17 protein-coding genes and 1 pseudogene are annotated in these 21,364 nt (G+C 73.7%); 8 read left to right on the top strand and 10 right to left on the bottom strand.

All coding sequences use genetic code 11. The features are described 5' to 3' along the window. Positions 1 to 519 precede the first annotated feature (519 nt). Positions 520 to 1,770 carry an NAD(P)/FAD-dependent oxidoreductase gene (locus tag ACWDD7_RS29550; protein WP_450459642.1) on the bottom strand — a complete coding sequence of 417 codons (1,251 nt, stop codon included), beginning with the start codon at positions 1,768 to 1,770 and terminating at the stop codon, positions 520 to 522. Between the two features lie 298 nt (positions 1,771 to 2,068). On the opposite strand from ACWDD7_RS29550, the gene ACWDD7_RS29555 reads away from it, so the two are divergent. Further along, the gene (locus tag ACWDD7_RS29555) at positions 2,069 to 3,442 is read left to right on the top strand and encodes a cryptochrome/photolyase family protein (protein WP_450459643.1); all 1,374 of its coding nucleotides are present in this window, start codon (positions 2,069 to 2,071) and stop codon (positions 3,440 to 3,442) included. A gap of 91 nt (positions 3,443 to 3,533) precedes the next feature. Then, entirely contained in the window at positions 3,534 to 5,039 is a 1,506-nt protein-coding gene (locus tag ACWDD7_RS29560; protein ID WP_450459644.1) for a cryptochrome/photolyase family protein, read from the top strand. A 166-nt stretch (positions 5,040 to 5,205) separates the two neighbouring features. Here ACWDD7_RS29560 and ACWDD7_RS29565 read toward each other — a convergent pair. The 4 genes and pseudogenes from ACWDD7_RS29565 to ACWDD7_RS29580 form a co-directional block, all read right to left on the bottom strand. Then, positions 5,206 to 6,168: pseudogene (locus ACWDD7_RS29565) on the bottom strand (MerR family transcriptional regulator). A 121-nt stretch (positions 6,169 to 6,289) separates the two neighbouring features. Beyond that, a complete protein-coding gene (locus ACWDD7_RS29570; RefSeq protein WP_351867827.1) occupies positions 6,290 to 6,883 on the bottom strand; it encodes an RNA polymerase sigma factor in 594 nt (197 codons plus the stop codon). Between the two features lie 134 nt (positions 6,884 to 7,017). Further along, positions 7,018 to 9,150 (bottom strand): MMPL family transporter, encoded by a 2,133-nt coding sequence (locus tag ACWDD7_RS29575; RefSeq protein ID WP_450459645.1) that lies wholly within the window; start codon positions 9,148 to 9,150, stop codon positions 7,018 to 7,020. Between the two features lie 165 nt (positions 9,151 to 9,315). After that, entirely contained in the window at positions 9,316 to 9,756 is a 441-nt protein-coding gene (locus tag ACWDD7_RS29580; protein ID WP_450459659.1) for a MarR family winged helix-turn-helix transcriptional regulator, read from the bottom strand. Between the two features lie 260 nt (positions 9,757 to 10,016). Here ACWDD7_RS29580 and ACWDD7_RS29585 point away from each other — a divergent pair, with 260 nt between their 5' ends. Further along, positions 10,017 to 11,576: an SDR family oxidoreductase gene (locus ACWDD7_RS29585; RefSeq protein ID WP_450459646.1), complete on the top strand. Its 1,560-nt coding sequence runs from the start codon at positions 10,017 to 10,019 to the stop codon at positions 11,574 to 11,576. A 218-nt stretch (positions 11,577 to 11,794) separates the two neighbouring features. Further along, positions 11,795 to 12,997: a PP2C family protein-serine/threonine phosphatase gene (locus tag ACWDD7_RS29590; RefSeq protein ID WP_450459647.1), complete on the top strand. Its 1,203-nt coding sequence runs from the start codon at positions 11,795 to 11,797 to the stop codon at positions 12,995 to 12,997. An 86-nt stretch (positions 12,998 to 13,083) separates the two neighbouring features. Here the strand turns inward: ACWDD7_RS29590 and ACWDD7_RS29595 are convergent, their stop codons facing one another. Continuing rightward, positions 13,084 to 13,488 carry a winged helix-turn-helix transcriptional regulator gene (locus tag ACWDD7_RS29595; RefSeq protein WP_351867817.1) on the bottom strand — a complete coding sequence of 135 codons (405 nt, stop codon included), beginning with the start codon at positions 13,486 to 13,488 and terminating at the stop codon, positions 13,084 to 13,086. 710 nt (positions 13,489 to 14,198) lie between these two features. Between ACWDD7_RS29595 and ACWDD7_RS29600 the strand changes: the two genes are divergently transcribed. Further along, positions 14,199 to 15,185 (top strand): SMP-30/gluconolactonase/LRE family protein, encoded by a 987-nt coding sequence (locus tag ACWDD7_RS29600; protein WP_450459648.1) that lies wholly within the window; start codon positions 14,199 to 14,201, stop codon positions 15,183 to 15,185. A 192-nt stretch (positions 15,186 to 15,377) separates the two neighbouring features. Here ACWDD7_RS29600 and ACWDD7_RS29605 read toward each other — a convergent pair whose 3' ends face one another. Continuing rightward, positions 15,378 to 16,721, bottom strand: a complete 1,344-nt coding sequence (locus ACWDD7_RS29605; RefSeq protein WP_450459649.1) for a hypothetical protein — start codon at positions 16,719 to 16,721, stop codon at positions 15,378 to 15,380. Positions 16,722 to 17,576: 855 nt separating this feature from the next. On the opposite strand from ACWDD7_RS29605, the gene ACWDD7_RS29610 reads away from it, so the two are divergent. Continuing rightward, positions 17,577 to 17,954 carry a PaaI family thioesterase gene (locus tag ACWDD7_RS29610; RefSeq protein WP_450459660.1) on the top strand — a complete coding sequence of 126 codons (378 nt, stop codon included), beginning with the start codon at positions 17,577 to 17,579 and terminating at the stop codon, positions 17,952 to 17,954. A gap of 31 nt (positions 17,955 to 17,985) precedes the next feature. Then, complete coding sequence (locus tag ACWDD7_RS29615; RefSeq protein WP_450459650.1) at positions 17,986 to 18,885, top strand: amidohydrolase family protein; 900 nt, start codon at positions 17,986 to 17,988, stop codon at positions 18,883 to 18,885. A gap of 6 nt (positions 18,886 to 18,891) precedes the next feature. On the opposite strand, the gene ACWDD7_RS29620 is transcribed toward ACWDD7_RS29615, so the two are convergent. Then, entirely contained in the window at positions 18,892 to 19,905 is a 1,014-nt protein-coding gene (locus tag ACWDD7_RS29620; protein WP_450459651.1) for a zinc-binding dehydrogenase, read from the bottom strand. A gap of 170 nt (positions 19,906 to 20,075) precedes the next feature. On the opposite strand from ACWDD7_RS29620, the gene ACWDD7_RS29625 reads away from it, so the two are divergent. After that, positions 20,076 to 20,633 (top strand): TetR/AcrR family transcriptional regulator, encoded by a 558-nt coding sequence (locus tag ACWDD7_RS29625; protein ID WP_450459652.1) that lies wholly within the window; start codon positions 20,076 to 20,078, stop codon positions 20,631 to 20,633. Positions 20,634 to 20,659: 26 nt separating this feature from the next. On the opposite strand, the gene ACWDD7_RS29630 is transcribed toward ACWDD7_RS29625, so the two are convergent. Further along, positions 20,660 to 21,037 (bottom strand): MFS transporter, encoded by a 378-nt coding sequence (locus ACWDD7_RS29630; protein ID WP_450459661.1) that lies wholly within the window; start codon positions 21,035 to 21,037, stop codon positions 20,660 to 20,662. An 87-nt stretch (positions 21,038 to 21,124) separates the two neighbouring features. After that, positions 21,125 to 21,364 (bottom strand): alpha/beta hydrolase fold domain-containing protein (locus tag ACWDD7_RS29635; protein ID WP_450459653.1); only part of this gene is annotated, 240 nt, incomplete at its 5' end.

Raw genomic sequence — 21,364 nt, forward strand, 5'->3', positions numbered from 1 at the left:
GCGCGCGGCGGAGGCGGTGGGCTCGGTGGGCTCGGCGGCTGACTCACGGGGCACGGTCAGTTCCTCTCTGTCTCGGTGCGCGGTTTCCGTCTCCGCGCACGAACGGCATGGGGGCCGGCGCCGGGGACGGCTGCGCCGGCCTCGGACTCCCGGCGGTGGCGCCGGAGCAATCGGAGTGCGACGAGGGAGAGCAACGCCGGTGGCGGACTCGTCCCGGCGGTGATCCGGGCGCGGGCCACCGACGGCTGCGCCACTGCCTCGCCGGCACGGGGCGGCGCCGCGCCGCCGGCACCGCTCGCCGCTCCGGGGGCGCGGGGGTGGGGCGGTTCGGGCGGGTCCGGGGCGGTGGTCTGATCCATGTGTGTCCCGTGGCGGAGAGGGGAACAGACGGGGGCCGGTACGGCTTCGGGGCTGACGTGGAGCGTGCGCAGCGTCAGGGTTACCGGCAATTCCCTTTCCGCACAAGGTGAGTGACGGGGTGATGTCCCTCAGCGCGGGCAATCCGTCCGCGGAGCGCGGTCACTTTCCGCCGAGGTCCCGTGACACCTCCCGGGCCGCCCGCGCGCCGGAGGCGAGGGCGCCTTGGACGGAACCCGTTCCCCGGTGATCCCCGCAGACGTAGCGACCCGGCGCGGTGCGGGAGGTTCGGGTGAGCGGCCAGGGCGGCGGCATGGCGGGCAGCGCGTCCTCGACGGTGCGCGCGACCAGCAGGTCCCAGGCGGTGGCGTCGGTGGCGTACATCTCGGACAGGGCCGTGACCACGGCCGACCGCGCGCGCTCGGTGTCGTCGCCCAGCACCGAGGTGGCGACGAGGGCGCTGCCGCGCGGCGCGTACTCGGGCGCGACATCGCTGAGCACGCAGGTGTTCAGCACGCGGCGGCGGGAGTCGACCAGCAGCACGGGCTGCCCGAGGGGGGAGCGCGGGGCGACGTGGAAGTACGTGGTGACCGTGCGGTGCGCGGGCACGTCCAGGCCGGGCAGCAACCGTGCGGCGACACCGGCACCGGTCGCCACCACGACGGCGCGTGCCGGCAGCTCCGCACCGTCCGCCGTGAGCACGCCCCGGTCGGCGAGCCGTGACACGGGCGTGCCGAGCCGTACGGTGCCCTCGGGCAGGGCCGCGGCCAAGGCGCGCGGGACGGACTGCACGCCGAAGGCCGGCAGGCACAGGGCACCGCGCAGCATGCTGCGCCACACGAGGTGGAACACCCGGCTGGAGGTCTCCAGCGAGTCCTCCAGGAAGACCCCGGAGAGGAACGGCCGGAAGAAGCCCTCCACGAACGTGTCGGAGAAGCCCGCGTCGGCCAGGGCGGCGCGGGTGGTGCGCTCGGCCGCGTGCTTGAGGGTCCGGGCCGGGGCGAGCGCGTCGCGGGCGCCGAGCGCGGCCAGCGCCGCCAGATCGCGCGGCCGGGCGAGCCGGCCGGACAGCAGCGAGGCCACCGCGTCGGGGCGGCGGCGCGGGTCGGCCAGCAGCACGCGCCGGTCACCGGTGTGCACGAGGACGCCCGGCAGGAAGGGGCGCGGGTCGACGAAGCGCGCGGGCAGGCGGCGGTGCAGCTGCGGGTAGGCGGGGTTGACGACCTGGAAACCGCGGTCCACCGTGAATCCGTCCAGGCGGTCCGTCCGCATCCGCCCGCCCACCGCGTCGTCCGCCTCCAGCACCGTGACGCCGAGCCCGGCGGCGGCCAGGTCGTGGGCACACGCCAGCCCGGCGACCCCGGCGCCCACCACGACGACGTCCGCGACCTCGGATGCGTCCGCCACGGCCACCACCTCTCCTCGCTCCTCAAGGGCCTGTCGCGAAGCGGCGCCCGCTCCCCCACGGCCTCCGCGGCGGGCACGGACGGGCCTGCCCCGAGCACTCCCTCGGGCACCGACGCCGCCTTCGCGACAGACACCGGCCGCCCGCGCGAGCGCCCGACGTCCTCCTCGGATACTTCCCCGCCGGCCGCCGCCGCGGACGCGCATGCACCAGAACGGGGGACCACCGGCGCCCGTCGCATCCGCCACCGGCCGCCGGGGCGAAACCATTCGAGAGTCACCCCACCGAAAGCGGAAGTGAGCCCCCATGCAGACCTCGGTCGTCGTGTTCACCTGCGATCTGCGCCTGTCGGACCACCCGCCGCTGCGCGCGGCCCTGCACGGGGGAGGCCGGGTGGTCCCGCTGTTCGTGCGTGACCCGGCCGTGGACGAAGCGGGTTTCGCCGCGCCGAACCGGCTCGCGTTCCTCGCCGACTGCCTGCGGGACCTGGACGCCCGGCTGCGGGAGCGGGGTGGCCGGCTGGTGCTGCGCGAGGGCGACACGGTCGCGGAGGTGTGCCGGGTGGCCGCCGAGGCGGACGCCGACGAGGTGCACATGGCGGGCGATGTGAGCGCCTTCGCGTGCGTGCGCGAACGGCGGTTGCGGCGGGCGCTGGAGGCCGACGGGCGGCGCCTGTACGTCCACGACACGGTGAGCACCGCCGTGGCACCGGGCGCGGTGACACCGGCCGCCTCCGACCACTTCGCGGTGTTCACGCCGTATTACCGCCGCTGGTCCGGGCAGGGCCTGCGAGACCTGCTGGAGGCGCCGCGCGCCCTCACCGTGCCCCAGGGGGTGGCGTCCGCCCCGCTGCCGGAGCGCGGCGAGGTGAAAGGCGTGTCGCCGGGGCTGTGCGCGGGCGGCGAGACGGAGGGGCGGCGCAGGTTCACCGCGTGGCTGCGTTCCGGCGTGGACGCGTACGAGGAGCGGCACGACGACCTGGCGGGCGACGCCACCTCCCGGCTCTCCCCCCATCTGCACTTCGGCACGCTGTCACCGGTCGAGGTGGTGCGCCGGGCCCGTCGGGCCGGCGGCACGGGGGCGGAGGCGTTCGTGCGGCAGATCGCCTGGCGCGACTTCAACCGCCAGGTGCTCGCCGCGCGCCCCGACGCCGCCGCACGCGACTACCGCACGCGCCACGACCGGTGGCGCGACGGGAAGGAGGCGGAGGCGGATGCCGAGGCGTGGCGGGAGGGCCGCACGGGCTACCCGCTGGTGGACGCGGCGATGCGCCAGCTGCGCCAGGAGGGCTGGATGCACAACCGGGGCCGGCTGCTGGCGGCGAGCTTCCTCGCCAAGACGCTGTACCTCGACTGGCGGGTGGGCGCCCGGCACTTCCTGGACCTGCTGGTCGACGGCGACGTGGCGAACAACCAGCTGAACTGGCAGTGGATGGCCGGCACGGGCACCGACACCCGGCCCAACCGGGTACTCAACCCCGTCGCGCAGGGCAAGCGTTACGACCCGGACGGAGCTTATGTGCGGCGCTGGGTTCCGGAACTGGCCGACGTGGCGGGGGCGGTCGTGCACGAGCCGTGGAGACTTCCGGCGCGGGAGCGGTCGAGGACCGGCTATCCCGAGCCGGTGGTGTCGCTGGCGGAGGGCCTGGACCGCTTCAGGCGGGCCCGGGGGCGCTCCTGACGTCCGGCGGGAGACCATTCGCCGGACCGCCCGGCACCCCGCGTCGAACCCGCACATGTACCCCCGTGCCGCACGGAAGGCAGCCCCTCCCATGACCACCCCGCACTGGATCTTCGGCGACCAGCTCGGCCCGCACTTCCTCACGCCGACCGGCGAGGACGGACCCGGCCGCGGAGTTCCCGTGGTGATGATCGAAGCCAGGTCGGTCTTCCGGCGACGCCGCTTCCACCGTGCCAAGGCGCACCTGGTGCTCTCCGCGATGCGGCACCGCGCGGCGGAACTGGGCGGGCGGGTGACGTACGTGCGGGCCGAGACCTACCGTGAGGGCCTGCGGCGCGCGGTGGGTGGCGCGCCGGTCACGGTGTGCCACCCGACCTCGTACGCGGCGCTCCGGCTGGTGCGTTCCCTGCCCCGGGTGCGGGTGCTGCCCGCCCGGGGCTTCCTCGTGGCACGGGAGGAGTTCGCCGGCTGGGCCGAGGGGCGCGGTGGGCGGCTGCTCCAGGAGGACTTCTACCGCTGGGTGCGTCGGGAGCACGACCTGCTGATGGAGGGCGACCACCCGGCGGGCGGCCGGTTCGACCACGACCACGCCAACCGCGAGCCGCCGCCGGCCGGAGCCCGAAAGCTCGACGTACCGGGCCCGTACCGGCCGCGGGAGGACGACATCGACGCGGAGGTGCGCGACGACCTCGACCGGTGGGAACGCGAGGAGGGCGTGCGCTTCGTCGGCCGGGACGGTCCGCGCCGCTTCCCCGCCACGCGGCGGGAGGCGCTGTCGGCCCTGCGACGTTTCGTGGAGCACCGGCTGGCGTCCTTCGGGCCGTACGAGGACGCGATGCTCACCGGTGATCCGGTGATGAGCCACAGCCTGCTGTCGTCCTCCCTGAACCTGGGGCTGCTGCACCCGGCGGAGTGCGTGGAGCGAGCCGAGCGGGCCTGGCGGCGGGGCGCGGTCCCGGTGAACAGCGCGGAGGGCTTCGTCCGGCAGGTCGCGGGCTGGCGGGAGTACGTCTGGCAGCTGTACTGGCACTTCGGCGAGGACTACCGGCACGTGAACGCGCTCGGGCACACCGAGGGGCTGCCGGAGTACTTCGCCGGGCTGGACGCGGACGCGGTCACCGCGCGCTGCCTGGCCACGGTGCTCGCCCAGGTGCGCGACACCGGGTGGACACACCACATCCCCCGGCTGATGGTGCTGGGCAGCCACGCTCTCCAGCGCGGCTGGGACCCGGTCGCGGTGACCGACTGGTTCCACCGCTGCTTCGTCGACGGCTACGACTGGGTGATGGTGCCGAACGTGGTGGGCATGTCCCAGTACGCGGACGGCGGCAGGATGACCACCAAGCCGTACACGTCGGGCGGCGCCTACATCCACCGCATGAGTGACCTGTGCGACGGCTGCGCCTACCGGCCCACCGAGCGCACCGGCCCGCGCGCGTGCCCCTACGCCGCCGGGTACTGGGCCTTCCTGCACCGGCACCGGCGGCTGCTGTCCGGCAACGCCCGGATGCGGCGCGCGGTACAGGGCCTGGACCGGCTGGGCGACCTCGACGAGGTGCTGCGGCAGGAGCGGCGGCGGGCGGGCGAGGTGCCGTGAGGTGGCGGACGCGTGGCCGTTCGGGCGTCGCGGCAGGGCACGGCGGCCGGTGACCGCCCGGCTCGCCGCACGGCGTGGCGTCACGTGTTCACCGGGATCGCGCCCTGCCGCCGGATGGTTGCCGAGGACGGCCCGCGGCCGGAGGGACGGGGACGTGAGCGCCGACTCACCCCGCGGTGCACAGCGCGCGCAGGGCCTCCACCGCCTGTGCCAGTCCGGCCGGTCTGAGGACACCGGCGGGTTGGGACCGGCTCCAGCCGGGTCCGCCCAGCAGCACCGCCGGACCGCGCCGTGTCCCCTTCATGCCCCAGCGCAGTCCGACGACGTGCCGGGCCAGGACCGGGACCGCCCGTGCGCTCTCCTGGGCCCACAGCACGACCGCGACCGGGCCCAGCCGGCGCACCGCCGCGTCCAGCGCCTCGGCGGGCACCGCCGCCCCCAGCATGCGTACCGGCAGTCCCTCACGGCCGAGCGCCGCGTGGAGCGCCTCCAGGGGCAGGGTGTGCTGTTCGCCGGGGACGCAGGCCAGCAGGACGCAGCCGACCGCAGGGGAAGCCACGGGGCGGCGGGCGGCGCGCTGCGGCGCAGCACGGTGGAGACGTGCCAGGCGAGCAGGTGCTCCATCTCCACGTACCGGTCGCCGGAGGAGGCCCAGCGGCGTCCCACGGCGTGCAGGGTGGGCACCATCACCTCCTGCCAGGCCCCGACGACGCCGTGCCGCTCGACGGCGGCGGTGAGCTGCTTCTCCAGCGCGGGAGCGTCCAGTCGTACGGCGGCGCGGGCCAGGCCGCGGCACTCCTGACGCACATCTCCGAGGGGCAGTGCGCCGGCGGCCCGCGACCTCCCCGTGGGCGGTGGGGGCGCCGGAGCGGCCGGCGCGGGCCGCGTCGGCCGGCGGGATGCCGGTCGCCGTCAGCCGGCACATCTCCTCGACCGTCGCCACGTCCGCCGCCGTCCAGCGACGGTGCCCGCCCTCGGTGCGTGCGGTCGGTCCGATGCCGTAGCGGCGGTCCCACGAGCGCAGGGTCATGGGCGACACACCGAGGCGGCGGGCCAGCACGCCCGTGGTCAGACCGGCGTCGCCCGGTACGGCGGGTGGCGTCGAGGACGGCTGCGGGGCGGAGTTCACGGCGGTCAAGTCTCCCCCTCGTCCTGGTCTACGGCGAGCCGAGGCAGGGCCCCGCGCCTCCCGCCCTCTCCGCCCGGGGACCGGCCGTCACGTCCACGGCAGGGGTGCGTGAACCGGCCGGTCAGCGTGCTCGCTCCCCGGTCTCGGCGTCCAGGCTCCGCGCGAGCCGCAACAGGCCGCGCCGGGCGTGGCTCTTGACCGTACCCAGCGGCCATCCCGTGGCGTGGGCGATCTGCGTCTGCGTCAGGTCACCGTAGAAGGCCATGCACAGCACCCGCCGCTGGCCCTCGGGAAGGCGGCGCAGTTCCCGGGTGACGTCCACGTGGTCCAGGACGGCGTCCGGTGACCACGGGTCCGGCGGGCGGTTCCCGTCGCGCCCCGCCGCGACGGCGACGTCCGTGCGCCGGGCGCGGGCGGACAACGCGTCGGCGATCTTGCGCCGTGCGATGCCCACGAGCCAGGCGGGGAGCGGCCCACGGGCCGGGCGGTAGCCGTGGCGGCCGCGCCAGGCGGCGAGGAACACGGTCTGGGTGACGTCCTCGGCCTCCGCGCCGTCACCCAGCGACTGCCGCGCCAGCGACAGGACGAGGGGAGCCCAGCGGCGGTAGACCGCTTCCATACCGTCCTCGTCCCCGGCCGCGAAACGCGAGGCGAGATCGTTCTCGGGGTCCGCCGTCGGCTCGGGTGGGGCTTCGGTCACAGCGGGTGCGGTCATGTGGCCTGCTCCTTGTCCGGGTGGCTCCTGCCTCACGACCACGGTCCGTCCGGCACCTTCGCCGCGGCAACTCGCATCGAGTCTGCGTCGGATCAGCCCTGCGTGAGCCCGCCGCGCCCGCCGGACCTCGGCCCTCAGGCGCCGTCCTCCCCCGGCAGGAGGGCTCGGGCTCGCCGCTTCGGTGCCGGCGAGCGGCCGTCCGGCTTCCCGGCGCCCGGCCGGGTGGGCCACCACACGCGGTCCCCGGCGTCCCGCACGAGCGCCGGCACCAGCAGGGAGCGCACCACCAGGGTGTCCAGCAGCACGCCGAAGGCGACGATGAAGGCGATCTGCACCAGGAACGCCAACGGGATCACGCCGAGCGCGGCGAAGGTGGCGGCGAGCACCACCCCCGCCGAGGTGATGACCCCGCCGGTGGTCACGAGCCCGCGCCGGACGCCTTCGCGGGTGCCGTGCCGCAGGGTCTCCTCGCGGACCCGGGACATCAGGAAGATGTTGTAGTCGACGCCGAGGGCGACCAGGAAGACGAACGCGTACAGCGGCACCGACGGATCGGTGCCGCTGAAGCCGAACAGGTCGCGGAAGACCAGCGCCGCCACGCCGAGGGTCGCGGTGAAGTTCAGGGCGACGGTCAGCACCAGCAGGACCGGCACGGCGAGGGAGCGCAGCAGCAGCACGAGGATGGTCAGGATGACGGCGAGCACCACCGGGACGATGACGGTGCGGTCCCGTTCGGCCGCGCGCAGGGTGTCGTACTGCTGCGCGGTGTAGCCGCCGACGAGGGCATGCGCGCCGGGCAGCGCGTGCAGTGCGGTGCGCAGCCGGGCCACGGTGTCGCGGGCGGCCTGGGTGTCGGGAGCCGCCTTCGCTGTCGCCTCGAACCTGACCCGGCCGTCCACCGCGTGCGGATCGGCCGCCGGGTCGCCCTGGGCGCCGGTCGCGGTCACCGCCGCGATGCCCGCGGTGGCGCGCACGGTGCGCTCGGTGCGGTCGGCGGAGGCGGCGTCGGCGAGGACCACCACGGGGGTGCCCGCGCCGGCCGGGAAATGCCGGGCCAGGGTCTGCTGGGCGGCGACGGACGGCACGTGCCGTACGAACGTCTCGTCCAGCGGCACACCCCGCGAGTCGAGGGTGAGGGCGCCCGCCGAGCAGACGAGCAGTCCGGTCAGGGCGAGCGCCCACACCCGGCGCGGCCTCCGGTCGACCAGGCGGGCGACGCGCTGCCACAGTCCGGTGGCACCGGCCCCGCTTTCGGGCCTGGCCGGCCAGTAGGCGCGGCGGCCCAGGAGGGCCAGGGCGGCGGGCAGGAAGGTGAGCGCGCTCAGGACGGCGCAGGCGATCCCGACCGCGCCGACCGGCCCGAGCGCCCGGTTGTTGGTGAGGTCGCTCAGCAGCAGGGCGATCAGGCCGAGTGCGACGGTGCCGGCACTGGCCAGCACGGCCGGAGCCGAGCGGCGCAGGGAGGCTCGGGCGGCGGCGTGGGGGTCCCGGCCCGCGGTGAGTTCCTCCCGGCAGCGGGCGGTGACCAGGAGCGCGTAGTCCGTCGCGGCACCGATGACGAGGATCGAGAGGATGCCCTGCACCTGGCCGTCGACGCGCACCAGGCCGTGGTCGGCCAGCGCGTAGACGACGGCGCAGGCCAGCCCCAGGGCGAACACCGCACCGGTGATGACGACCAGTGGCAGCAGCAAGGACCGGTAGACCAGCAGCAGGATGACGAGGACGGCGGCCAGGGCGACCGCGAGCAGCACACCGTCGATGCCGGAGAAGGCGTCCGCCAGGTCGGCTCGGGTGGCGGCCGGGCCGGCGAGTCGCACCCTGGTGCCGGGCACCTTCTCGGCCGCCGCCCGCACCCGTTCCAGTGTGGGCGCGAGCCGGTCGCCCAGATCGGGGCGCAGCGGCACGACGGCCTGGAGGGCGGCGCGGTCCCGTGAGGGCAGGGCGGGGGAAGGGGACCCGGCCGTGCCGGGCGTGCCGGCGAGTGCGGCCATCGCCGCGGTGGCCGGCCGCTGCTGCCCGCTGACGGCCTGGCCGCCGTCGGCGGTCCACACCACGATGACCGGCAGGGTCTCGCGCTGCCGGAAGGCGGCTTGCTCGCGCAGGACACGGGTGGACTCGGCGCTGCGCGGCAGGAAGGCGGCCTGGTCGTTGGTGGCGACCTCGCCGAGCCGTCCGGCGAAGGGGCCCAGCAGCGCCCCGACCACCAGCCATACCGCGATCAGGGCGAACGGGACGAGCCTGCGGGACAGGCGGTGCGCGGGTGACATGTGACTCCTCGGGGCGAGCGGCGAGGGAAGACTCGATGATAAACAATCTCAATGATCGAGGAATATCTCATACGACTCTCACACGTCGCTTCTTCACCCGTCGGCGGGTCGGATGCGGGTGCCGCCGCCCTCGGTTCGGACGGCATGTGCGGCGCGGACGGCGCCTCAGCGACCGGTGGGCGCCCCGGGGACCTCGGCGAGGGCGTCGTTCAGGGCCGTCAGGAACCGCAGGACCACGGTCAGCTCGTGCTCGTCGAAGTCGGCCCCGGACCGGATCAGGGCGTCGGCGAGGGGCCGGAAGTGGGTACGGGCGGCGGCGCGGGCATCGGCGGCGTAGTGGAGGTGCACCACCCGGCGGTCGGTGTCCTCGCGCACCCGGCGGACCTGCCCGGCGCGTTCGAGCCGGTCGATGCAGGCGGTGACCGCGCCCGAGGTGAGGCCCAGCAGGGCACGCAGCCTGGTGGGGGTCATCGGCTCGGGGGCGTCGAGGATGGCGGCCAGCGCCTGTACGTCGGTGGCGTGCAGGTTCTGCCGGGCCGCGTACTGCTGGATGACCCGGCCCACCTCGCCGTGCATGCGGCGCAACTGCACGGCGAAGGCCGGCAGGTCCCCCGGGAAGGCGGGGAGGTCACCGGTGGAGGTGTCCTCGGTCGAGGGACCGGCACCCGCGGTGTGCGGGTCACCGGCGGCGGGGGACGCGCCATCGGCGGCTCCTGCGCGCCGCCGCGCCGGGTGCCCTCCGCTCGTCTCCGTGTTCACCGGCGCATCGTACCGGGGTACTCGCGGATCACGGCCGGGCCGCATCCGCGTCCGGTGCGACGACCGAAGACTCTCGACGGCCGAACATCCTCTCGGAAGGAGGAGTCATGGAGACGACGACAGACCGGCCCCTGTGCCTGGTGACCGGGGCCAGTGGCTACATCGGCGGGCGGCTCGTACCCGAACTGCTGGCAGCCGGGTACCGGGTGCGCTGCCTGGCCCGCTCCCCCGGGAAGCTGCGTGACCACCCCTGGGCCGGGGACGTGGAGGTGGTCCGCGGGGACGTCACCGACCCCGACTCGGTCGGGGCCGCGATGCGGGACGTCGCCGTGGCCTACTACCTCGTGCACGCACTGGGCACCGGACGCGGCTTCGAGGAGACCGACCGCGAGGGCGCTCGTGTCTTCGGCGCGCAGGCCGCCGCCGCCGGCGTGCGCCGCATCGTCTACCTCGGCGGCCTGACTCCCGCCGGGGTGCCCGAGCGCGAGCTGTCCCCGCACCTGCGCTCCCGGTCCGAGGTCGGGCGCATCCTGTTGGCGAGTGGGGTACCGACGACGGTGCTGCGCGCCGCCGTGATCCTCGGCTCGGGCTCGGCGTCCTTCGAGATGCTGCGCTATCTGACCGAGCGGCTGCCGGTGATGGTCACACCGAGCTGGGTACGCACCCGCATCCAGCCGATAGCGGTCCGGGACGTGCTGCGTCTGCTGGTCGGAAGCGCCCGGATGCCCGCCGACGTGAACCGCACCTTCGACATCGGCGGGCCCGAGGTACTGACGTACCGGGACATGATGCTGCGCTACGCCGCGGTGGCCGGACTGCCCCGGCGCGTGATCCTGCCGGTGCCGGTGCTCACCCCCCGCCTGTCCAGCCACTGGGTCGGCCTGGTCACCCCGGTACCCGCTGGCATCGCCCGGCCGCTGGCGGAGTCGTTGCGGCACGAGGTGGTGTGCCGGGAGAACGACATCACCCGCTACATCCCCGACCCGCCCGGCCACCCCATCGGCTTCGACGAGGCGGTGCGGCTGGCGCTCAAGCGCGTGCGGGACGCCGAGGTCGCCACCCGCTGGTCCTCCGCCTCGGTGGCCGGCGCCCCCAGCGACCCGCTGCCCACCGACCCCGCCTGGGCGGGCGGCAGCCTCTACACCGACCTGCGGGAACGCCCGGTCGACGCCCCGCCCGAGGCCCTGTGGCGGGTGATCGAGGGCGTCGGCGGGGAGAACGGCTGGTACTCCTTGCCCCTGGCCTGGTCCGTTCGGGGTATCGCCGACCGGCTCGTGGGAGGCGTGGGGCTGCGCCGCGGGCGCCGTGACGCGCACCGGCTGCGCGTCGGCGACTCCGTGGATTTCTGGCGGGTGGAGGAGATCGAGCCGGGCCGTCTGCTGCGGCTGCGCGCGGAGATGCGACTGCCCGGACTGGCCTGGCTGGAGATGGGCGTCGACAGCGACGAAACGGGGCGCACCCGCTACCGCCAGCGCGCCCTGTTCCACCCGCGCGGCCTGCTCGGTCACGCCTACTGGTGGAGCATCTCCCCCTTCCACGCCCTCGTCTTCGGCGGCATGGCCCGCAACATCGCCCGCGCGGCCGAGCGGGCGGGCGGTCGACGCCCGGCGAGCGGGACACCCTCCCCGGGCCGTACGACCGGGTCGACGGTCCGACCGGCCGGGTGAGGCCCGGTCTGCGCCGGGCGCGGACCTCCCGGACACGCGAGGCGGGCGGTTGCTCGCACCTCGTCGTGGAGACGGCCGCCCGTGGGCCGACACCGGCATTCCCCAGGTGATGCCCGCGTCTCGCCTCACCTGGCCTGGCCTGGCCGGAAGTCGCACGAGCCGGCGAATCCGGGCCGGGTTGCGGGGAAGCCGAAGGTGAACGGACCAGGGAGGTGGCTGTGGCCGGTGACGAAGGCTTGGGCTTGGACCAGGTGCTGCGGGCGGCGGAGGATGCCGCCCCGGTGGAGTCGGTGGCCGTGGTGGCCCGGAACCTGGAGAAGCGGTTCTCGGCGACGGAGGTCTCGTTCCTGTTCGTCGACATCCTCGGCCAGGAAGCCGTTCGGCTGCCCGGGGCCGGCCGGACGGGGCAGGCGTGCGCCCAGGTGGAGAGAGCGGGGCTGGCGGGCAGCGTCCACGAACGCGTGCTGCGCCGCCAGAGCCTGCACCAGGAGGACGACGGGGAGGGCGGTTGCCGGCTGGTGGCGCCGGTGACGAACCGCGGCGACTGCATCGGGGTGCTGGAGATGGTCGTACCGTACGCGGACGACTCGGTCCGGGACGCGGTGGTGCAGGCGGCGCACGCGCTGGCGTACCTCATGGTGACCGACCGTCGCTTCACCGACCTCTACCACTGTGGCAGGCGCACCACCGCCATGAGCCTGGCGGCCGAGATCCAGCATCAGTTGCTGCCGTCGGCGCCGTGCTGCGAGGCGGCGCACTTCACGCTGGCGTGCGGTCTGGCGCCGGCCGACGACGTCGGCGGCGACAGCTACGACTACGCCCTCGACCAGAACACCCTGCATCTGTCGATCACGGACGCGATGGGGCACGACACCGCCTCCGCTCTGCTGGCCACCCTCACCGTCAACGCCCTGCGCGGGGCCCGTCGCGCCGGCCGCAGCCTGCTCGACCAGGCCTACGCCGCCCACAAGGCGATCACCGACAACGCCCCCGGCATGACCACCGGCCAGCTGCTGCGCGTCGAACTGGAGACGGGCGCCTGCGAACTGGTCAACGCCGGCCACCCCCGGCCGCTGCTGCTGCGCGGAGACCGCGTGGAAGAGCTGGCCCTCAAGGCCAACCTCCCCTTCGGGGCGCCCGCCCCGGTCACGTACGAGATACAGCGGCTCCGCCTGGACCCGGGCGACCGGCTGGTGCTGATCACCGACGGTATGCAGGAACGCCGCGCCGCTGCGGTCGACCTCCCGTCCCTCCTGCGCGACACCCGCGACGCACATCCCCGCGAAGTGGTCCGCGCGCTCACCACGGCGGTTCACGAAGCCTGCGGGGACCGTCTGCCGGACGATGCCACCACCCTGGTGCTGAACTGGCACGGCAGCCGCTCGGGACAGCGCCAGACCAACGGCGGCTCCAACGCCTGAGGAACCGTTCACGCGCCTTCGCAGGAGTAAGGGGGTCGGCTCCGGCCTGTGATCCACCGGCCTCGACCGCCGGTCCACGGACCATGTCAGCCGGCCTGTCCGGTGCGGGCGTCGTACTCCTTGCGGGCGGCGAGGACCTCCTCCGTGTGTCGCAACGACCACGCCGTGAGTGCTTTCAGGGGTTCGCGGAGTGTCACGCCCAGCGGAGTCAGTTCGTACTCCACCCGCACGGGTACCTCCGGGTGGACCGTCCGCAGGACCAGGCCGTCGCGTTCGAGCCCACGCAGCGTCTGGGTGAGCATCTTCTCGCTCACCCCCGACAGCCGCTTGCGCAGATGGGAGAACCGGGACGTGCCGTGCTCGGCGAGTTCGCCGAGCACGAGGATCGACCACTTGTCGCCGATCCGGTCGAGCAGGTCCCGCGAAGGACAGCCGCGCTCGTACGGGTCCCATGCCGATGTCGCCCGAGTCACAGCCTTCGCCGTCGCCACGGCTCTCACCTCGTTCCTTCCCAGCAGGTGGCAACCTTACCAAAAGGTGGCTACTTCCCTATAGAGAGTTACCAGGTCAGGGTGGGAGCCATGGGCCGCGAAAGCCGCGGCCGGAAAGGGAGACCGTCCATGTCACTCGGCATCGCCGAAGCCACCGGCCAACCGGCCGACCGGCCGACCGGGCCGACTCACCGTTCGAGGCGCCGCCGTGGCGCGGGGGTCCCGAGTACCTGCGTCAGCGCGACACCCCCGGCGTGCTGCGGCGCCACAACCGGTACCCGGAGAACCACACCGCCCGACTGCCCCCGATACCCGCGCGGGTGGGCGCCGTCGGGGCAGCGGGGGGTGGCACGGGTCAGCGCCGGACCCGTGCCGACCACGCCGAGGCGGCCGCGCCCGTCCTGACCGCCGAGAACCCCGCCCTCCACCGGCTCCGGGCGACCTGGGTCGCCAGACCGGATGGCCCGCCGCGTCCCTGGCCGGCGTGATCGCCGGCGCACCGCGCTGACACGGACCCCAGAAGCCGGCGCGACGACCGCGTTCCGGCTCAACCTCCCGCCGCGGCACCGGAGTCCGGGCACCGGGCTTCCCGAAACGGCAGGTCCGCGAACCCCGGCTCGGACAGCACCCCGCCGGGTCCGCACCGACGGCCTCCGCTCACGAGGCCACACAGCCACATCACTTCGAGCCGACCGGAAAGGTCCACCACGATGTCCCCCAGCACCACCGCACACCCCGCCTGGCGGCACACGCTCCTCACCCTCACCGCGACGTCCGCCGCACTGGCCGCCCTCACGACCTCCGCCACCGCCGCGCCGGCTCGTGACCACAGGGACAGCGGCTCCACGATCACGGTCGACGGCGACAACGTCTTCCCCGAAAGCGTCGCGGCCGACCAGCACTACGTCTACACCACCAGCATCGGCGACGGCACGGTCTACCGCGGACGCCCGGGGGCGAAGACGCTCGACCCCTTCCTCCCGGGCGGCCGGGACGGCCGTACCCAGGCCACCGGGATCAAGATCGCCGGAAACCGCCTGCTGGTCGCCGGCGCCTTCACCGGACGCTTCTTCGTCTACACCGACACTGGGAGGCCCGTCGCCTCCTACACCGTCCCCGGGACGGGCGAGCCGACCCTCGTCAACGACGCGGCCGTCGCCCCCGACGGCGACGTCTACGTCACCGACTCCCTCCGCGCCGTGGTCTACCGGATACCGGCCGCCGAGGTGAACGCCCCCGCCACCGACGCCCACCGGACCCTGAAGGTGGCCTACCACCTGCCGGACTACGTGACCGGCCAGTCCAACGGCAACGGCATCGTCGCCACCCCGGACGGCAAGTCCCTGGTCATCGGCTACTGGTACAGCGGCGCGCTCTACCGGCTCACCCTCGTGACCGGCGAGATCCGCAGGATCGACGCACCGCCCCTGCCCAGCGCCGACGGCATGGCGCTGCGAGGGAGCACCCTGTACGTCGCCCGCTCCGTGAACAACGAGATCGCCACGGTACGGCTCTCCGCCGACGACACCCGGGCCACCGTCGTCTCCGAACGCACCTACCCGGAGGCCGACACGCTCACCGGCGTCGCCGTGAGCGGGGACCGGCTGCTGGTGACCAACTCCCAGATGGACACCTATCTGTACGGTGCTCCGCTGACCAGCCCGGTGTTCACCCTGGAGAGCCTGCCACTGCGCTGACTCCCCCACCCGGGCGACGGCGATGCGACGTCGCCCCGGTCCGCCGGGAGTTCCCGGAGGGCGCCCGGGACCGCCCACCCCTCGGGCACGGCGGGCCCTGCCGGGAGGGCGTCGTCACGGACGACGATCGGCCCTCCCGGCTCGACGGCCGCCCGCCTCCGGCGGGCTTGGGCAACGCCCTTGACCGTTTAGCTAGTTCACGGCGAGGACGGCTGTGTTGTTCGTCCCGTCCGGGTCGTGGGGGAACTCGCCGACGGGGGGATGGATGCTGACCTCCCCTGTCGCTCCGCGCACCACCGTGTCGATCCGCAGCGTGAAGGCGAAGGAGCGCTCCGTGTTCTCCAGCACCCAGTACGGAAGCTCGCAGTCGTAGCGCGGGGCGCCCGTGCGGTTCGGGTAGGAGCCGCCGGACAGGGTTCGCGGGTTGCAGTCCGCCGGCGCGCCCGTGACCGTGGTGCCGGGCGGAACGATCAGCCGGACCGCGGCGACCGGGTCCCCGGAGCCCAGGTTGCCGAGCCAGCCGGGGCCCTCGTTCCTGAAGGTGAGCGGCGCGGTGACCGTCTCGCCCGCGGCGCCCGTGACCGCCGCGCCGGTCACCGAGAAGTCGGCGGTGTTGTCGGCACCGATCTGCAGCGCCACATAGTCGTCGTAGCCCCCGAGATCGGTCGCGCCGAGCGGCTGCGCCGAGATGTCCAACCGCTCCTGGAGCGCCTGCCGGGTCAGGTCGATCTGCAGCGGCTCGGGGAGTTCGAAGGAGGCTCCCGGGGCAAGGTCCTGATCGAAGGTGCAGGTCGCGTACGACATCGGGGCGTACTCGTCCCCGCTCGACGTCGTGTAGACGCAGGCGTCGTACCGGTTGGCGTACCGCAATCCGTAGGAGGCCGTCATCTTGACGGTGAAGCCGTGCGCGGTCTCGTTGCCGTGATTGGTGAGCGTGAAGGGGAGCGTCTGCCTGCTGCCCGGTTGGGCGTGCTCGATGTCGCCGCCGGTCGTGAGCCCGAGGTCGGGCCCCGACGCGACCGTGACCGTGGTGTCGAAGCTGTCCTGGGGGGCGGTGAGTACACCGTCCGGGCCGCCGGTGGCCGTCGCCTCGAAGGTTATCCGGCCCCGTGCCCCGACGGCCGCCCCGTCGGCCGCGCGGACCTGGAGATGGACCTCGCCGCCGGTGGTCCCGGTCACCGGCACTTCGGGCACGTCGCATACCGCGGTCGCGCCGCTCGGTGCGCAGTTGTCCGGCCAGGTGATCTCGGCGACGCCGGCGAGACCGGAGGCGTCCACGGTGAGCCGGCCGTCGGTGACCGTGAAGTGGGCGTTGTCGTGGTTGAGCCGGACGTCGAGCGTGCGGGACGGCGGTGTCCCGCCGTCGACGCCGAGCGGCAGGGTCGGCTCGTACGGGGCGGTGATCCAGAGTTGGTCCGTCTCCTGCTGGGTCCCGGCGAACGCGGGAGCGGTGGTGAGCGCCAGGGTGACGAGTCCGGCGGCGAGCGTCGTACAGGCTCCGAGCCGCAGTGCGCGGCGGACGGAGTCAGCTCTCATGACGTCTCCAGGTGAGAAAGGGTCAGGTCGGATGGCCCGGCCGCCCGCTGATCAACGGTCCGCCGACCCACAACTCCTTGACGATCAAGGTTGGTTGGGGGTTGTACGACATACCGGGCGGGCGCAGGACGGTCCCCGCCGCGCACCACGCCGCGGCACGCCCCGTGTCGTCTCATCGCGCGTGGCCGGTCCCGCCTTTGTCAGGCTGTGGGCGATCTGGACCGTGTGATCGAGGAGTCGCAGACGTGGTGGGTGAAGACGACGCCTCCGGGTGAGACCCGGATCTGACGGCCACCGGCCGGTGCTCGGGAGCGCCGCCGACGCGGTCCGTCTCGTCGTACCCCCTTTTCCCCGTCTGCCCGGGGCAGAGGTTCGCACAGCCCTGCCCTCAGTCTCTTCGAGGTCATGGCCACGCGGCCATCGCCGCGGCGAAATTACTGCATCGCAAGGGACTTGACCACGGTGGCAGTCACATCCTGGACGACACCGTCATGGCGATCGGCGGCGACCCGGGCGCTGAACGTCGCGCGGTGTCCTACTGCGACGACTCCGGCTTCGAGACCCTGGTCCAATAGGACCGGCGGGCGGACCGGGAAGTTCCTCCGGATCACCAGCCGTTCGCGTCCCCGCGCGGACGGTCCTGAGGATCCGGCCCTCGACGGCCCGTGCGTCCGGCGCGATGATGATCGTCGTGGGGAGCCTTCCTGGCGGTGGAACGCCTGGCCGGCCGGTCCGCTCGGCCCACTCGATCCGGACGCGAAGGAGAACAGGCACGTGGCAGACCAGGCGCACGTGGAGCAGACGAGCCCCGCGGTCCGCAGGCGCGTCCAGGACAGCTTTGACCGGCAGGGCCTGATGGCCCACCTCGGTGCGCGGATCACGAAGATCGCACCCGGCCGGGTGCACATCGTTCTCCCGGCCCGTGCCGAGGTGACCCAGCAGCACGGCTACATCCACGCCGGCGCCACCAGCGCGATCGCGGACAGTGCCGGCGGCTATGCGGCGCTCACGCTGTTCCCCGAGGAGTGCGACGTCCTCACCGTCGAATACAAGATCAACCTGCTCGCGCCCGCCCTCGGCGACCACATCGAGGCGATCGGGACCGTCCTGAAGTCCGGCCGGACGCTGACCGTGTGCCGGCTGGAGGTCTACGGCGTCCGGGACGACGGTGAACGCAAGCTCGTGGCCAACGGCCAGCAGACGCTGATCAGCATCGACGGACCCGCGCGGTGACGCATCCGTTCGGGGAAAGAGGCGGTACCACATGAGTTCCACCCGCACGGCCTTCGGCGAGGAGGCCGGTGAGGTACGACGGTTCTGGCGCGGACTCGGTCTTCCCGGACTGATCGACGTCCACACCCACTTCATGCCCGAGCGGGTCCTGCACAAGGTCTGGGACTACTTCGACACCAGCGGGCCGCTGGTCGGCGGGCTGAAGTGGCCGATCACCTACCGCAGGCAGGAGGAGGAACGGGCGGCCCTTCTCGGGGAGTTCGGGGTGAGGGCCTTCACCGCGATGCTCTATCCCCACAAGCCCGGCATGGCCAGGTGGCTGAACGGATGGGCGTCCGACTTCGCCCGCCGCACCCCCGGCTGCCTGCACACCGCCACCCTCTACCCCGAGCCGGACGTCGAGGCGTACGTCCGCGAGGCCGTCGAAGCAGGCGCGCGCGTGTTCAAGGCCCATGTACAGGTCGGAGCCTACGATCCGGCCGACGGGCAGCTCCAGCGGGCATGGGGGCTGCTGGCCGAGGCCGGTGTCCCCGTGGTGATCCACTGCGGCTCCGGCCCCGCGCCCGGCAAACACACCGGCCCCGAACCCATCGCGAGGGTGCTGGCACGCCATCCGGGACTGCGGCTGATCGTCGCGCACATGGGCATGCCGGAGTACGCGGAGTTCCTCGATCTCGCCGAGCGCTACGACCAGGTACGCCTCGACACGACGATGGCGTTCACCGACTTCACCGAAGGATTCATGCCGTTCCCGCGCCGGGACCTGCCACGCCTCGCCGACCTCGGTGACCGCATCCTGCTCGGCTCCGACTTCCCGAACATCCCCTACCCCTACCTGCACCAGCTCCACGCCCTGGAGCGGCTGGAACTGGGACGCGACTGGCTGCGCGCGGTGTGCCACGACAACGCGGCGCGCCTGTTCGAGCTGTAGAGGCGATCAGGGACGCAGGATCAACCGGATCGGGTCGCCAGTCTTGTTCTCCAGCCGCTCCACCGCCTCGGCGGCTTTCGACAGCGGGAGTTCACCGCTGATGGACGCGGAGAAGTCCAGTCGGCCGCCCTGGATCAGGGACAGCAGTTGCGGCAACGCGACCGGCATGTCGGAGCCGTAGTGGCCGAGGATCTGCTGCTGGAGGTAGCTGAAGCGGGTGCCGTCCGCGACGGTCAGCGGCTTGTCGGTCAGGCCCACGAGAACCAGCCGGCCCTTGGGCGCGAGCACCGACAGCGCCTGCTCGCGGACGGCCGGGACACCGGCGAAGTCGAAGGCGGCGGCGAGACCGGCCCCGCCGGTCGCCTCACGGATCCGCTCGCGCAGCGCCGGGTCGGCGGAGTCGAGCGCCAGATCCGCGCCCGCGGCGAGGGCCCGTTCGCGGGCGGTGGGATTGGGGTCGACCGCGACGACGGGGCACGCGCCGACGGCCCGCAGCAGCTGGACGGCGTGGACGCCGAGGCCGCCGACGCCCCAGACACCGACGGCCTCCGCGGGCTTCACGGCCCCCGTGACGGTGATCGCGCCCCACGGCGTGGAGACCGCGTCCGGGATGATCGCGCCCTGGTCGAAGGGGATGGCCGCGGGCAGCTCCGTGAGGGCGCCCTCGGCGGAGAGCGCGTATTCGGCCCAGCCGCCGTCGTAGTCCACGCCACGGGTGTACGTGACGCCGTCGCGGATCTCGCCGGCGTACAGCACGACCCGCTGACCCGGGGTCCAGCGGGTGACACCGGGCCCGGTCTCCGCGATGGTGCCGGACACCTCGTGGCCCAGGGTGACCGTGTCGCCGCGCAGCAGCAGCGGCGTGAGGGTGCCGTCGATCAGGTGGACGTCCGACAGGCAGACGCCCGCGGCCTCCACCTTCACCAGCACCTGGCCGGGACCGGGTACGGGCTTCGCCACCTCCTCGATCCGCAGAGTGCGGCTGGGGATGTGCAGCCGGGCGGCGAGCATCTGCTCCATGACATGGCCTCCTTGGGACGGCGGCGACCGGGACCGCGAGCCCTTTAACGCAAGTCGCCTTGCAATGAACGTACGCCCGCCCCCCGGGTAAAGCAAGTAGCCTTGCGTTAGGGTGGACCATGGCCTCGTCCGACCAGAACGCACCGCCCTTGCGCCGCCGAGGGGCCCGCATGCGCTCCGCCGTCCTCGCCGCCACCGTGGACGTCCTGACGGAACGCGGGCTCGCCGGCACGACCGTCGGTGCCGTCGCCCGCGCCGCCGGCGTCCACGAGACCTCCGTCTACCGGCAGTGGGGCACGCGCGAGAACCTGATCCTGGAAGCGCTGACCGACCAGCTCGACGCGGCGATGCCGGTGCCGGACACCGGACACGTCCACGACGACCTCACCGCCTACTTCGGCACGCTCGCGCGACTGCTCGCGACGGCGCAGGGCGAGGCGCTGCTCCGGCTGAGCGTCGAACGCGACGACACCCTGCCCGACCGCCGCCTCCCCTACTGGGCCGAGCGCCTCGAACGCGGCGCCGTCATGGTCCGCCGGGGCGTCGAGCGCGGCGAACTCGCACCGGACACGGACCCCGGCCTCGTGATCGAGGCCATCAGCGGCGCCCTGTTCACCCGCGCCCTCATCAGCGGCGCCCCCCTCGACGAGCACCTCGCCGCACGCCTGGTCACCCTCACCCTCACCGGCGCACTCCCCCGGCCACCGGCCGACCCCGGAACCGGCTGATCGCCGCGCCGGCGACCCCGACGGCCCTACGGCGGCGCGGCGCCGGTGGCGAGGAACACCGTCGCGTACACCGCGGTGAGAACGGCGCCCTCCGGCAGAGTCCCGTCCGGCAGGAAGGACACGGCGGTCAGCGCGCCGGTCAGCGCGGCCCGGACCAGGTCCGCACCCATCATGACGCGACGCCGGTCCCACCGGTCGACGAAAACCCCCGCGGGCGGCCCGACCAGCAGGGTGGCCAGGGCCACCGCGACTGCCAACCCCGAGACGGCGACTGGCGCATAGGGCCGCCCGGCGAGCAGCACCGTGCCGATCCACAGGGCGAGCGTGGTGCTGAAGACGAAGTCCCCTGTCTGGGAGACCAGTTGCCCGATCCACAGCTTCCGGTGGTCCCGGTTGATGAGCATCACCGGAGCATTGTGGTTGCTGGTGGTCAGGGCTCGAAGGCTTTTCGGCCGGTCGGTGACGACGGACTCACCGTCGCTGTCTCCCGGTCAGGCGGTGTGCAGGGCCGCGTGCAGCGTGCGGACGGCCATCGTGATGGCGGCCTCGGCCGCGTGGGTGCCGCGCAGGGCGTCGAGCATGACGAAGTCGTGGATGATGCCCTGGAAACGGACCGCGGTGACCGGGACCCCGGCCGCGCGCAGCTTGGTCGCGTAGGCCTCGCCCTCGTCGCGCAGCACGTCCGCCTCGCCGGTGACGACCAGCGCCGGCGGCAGTCCGGCGAGCTGCTC

The sequence above is a fragment of the Streptomyces sp. NPDC001056 genome (assembly GCF_053598955.1).